This is a genomic window from Halomonas sp. DQ26W, from assembly GCF_003339685.1.
GTDB lineage: Bacteria > Pseudomonadota > Gammaproteobacteria > Pseudomonadales > Halomonadaceae > Halomonas.
Map to the genome: position 1 here is coordinate 1 of NZ_QPKI01000069.1, position 1,351 is coordinate 1,351.

A 1,351-nucleotide genomic window follows, 5' to 3' on the forward strand; every position below is an offset into this window, starting at 1 on the left:
CCCGTAGCTTCGGTACCTGGTTTAGCCCCGTTACATCTTCCGCGCAGGCCGACTCGACTAGTGAGCTATTACGCTTTCTTTAAAGGATGGCTGCTTCTAAGCCAACCTCCTAGCTGTCTGAGCCTTCCCACATCGTTTCCCACTTAACCAGGATTTCGGGACCTTAGCTGACGGTCTGGGTTGTTTCCCTTTTCACGACGGACGTTAGCACCCGCCGTGTGTCTCCCACGCTTGCACTCACCGGTATTCGGAGTTTGCCTCGGGTTGGTAAGTCGGGATGACCCCCTAGCCGAAACAGTGCTCTACCCCCGGCGGTGATACGTGAGGCGCTACCTAAATAGCTTTCGAGGAGAACCAGCTATCTCCGGGCTTGATTAGCCTTTCACTCCGATCCACAAGTCATCCAAATCTTTTTCAACAGATCCTGGTTCGGTCCTCCAGTTGATGTTACTCAACCTTCAACCTGCTCATGGATAGATCGCCCGGTTTCGGGTCTATATCCAGCGACTGGTCGCCCAGTTAAGACTCGCTTTCGCTACGCCTCCCCTATACGGTTAAGCTCGCCACTGAATATAAGTCGCTGACCCATTATACAAAAGGTACGCGGTCACAGAACATGTCTGCTCCCACTGCTTGTACGCATACGGTTTCAGGATCTATTTCACTCCCCTCTCCGGGGTTCTTTTCGCCTTTCCCTCACGGTACTGGTTCACTATCGGTCAGCCAGGAGTATTTAGCCTTGGAGGATGGTCCCCCCATGTTCAGTCAAGGTTTCTCGTGCCCCGACCTACTCGATTTCACGTGATCAGATTTTCGACTACGGGGCTATCACCCACTATGGCCGAGCTTCCCAGCTCGTTCGTCTAATCAGTCACACGCTTAAGGGCTGGTCCCCGTTCGCTCGCCGCTACTAGGGGAATCTCGGTTGATTTCTTTTCCTCGGGGTACTTAGATGTTTCAGTTCCCCCGGTTCGCCTCCCAACACCTATGTATTCAGTGTGGGATACCCAGCTGGTGCTGGGTGGGTTTCCCCATTCAGAAATGCCCGGGTCACAGGTCGTTTGCCACCTCGCCGAGCCTTATCGCAGGCTTCCACGTCTTTCATCGCCTCTGGCTGCCTAGGCATCCACCGTATGCGCTTAATCGCTTGACCATATAACCCGAAAGGGTCTGGTCCGCGATTACTCACGACAATTGCCGGATACGCTTGAGACGTATCACGTTGTCCTTCCCTTTCAGGAAGAACTTGTCAGCATGATTCACATTGTTAAAGAGCAGACTGTCAATCGACAGTCATAAACCGGGCATCGTTTGACGATGATGGCTTATGACTGCGGATCCGATCAGGTAA

Annotated in this window: 1 rRNA gene; it reads right to left on the bottom strand. The window is 52.9% G+C overall.

The annotated features are described in order from the left end of the window. Positions 1-1,153 (bottom strand): 23S ribosomal RNA (locus tag DU490_RS16935); the annotation flags it as partial. Positions 1,154-1,351: the final 198 nt, after the last annotated feature.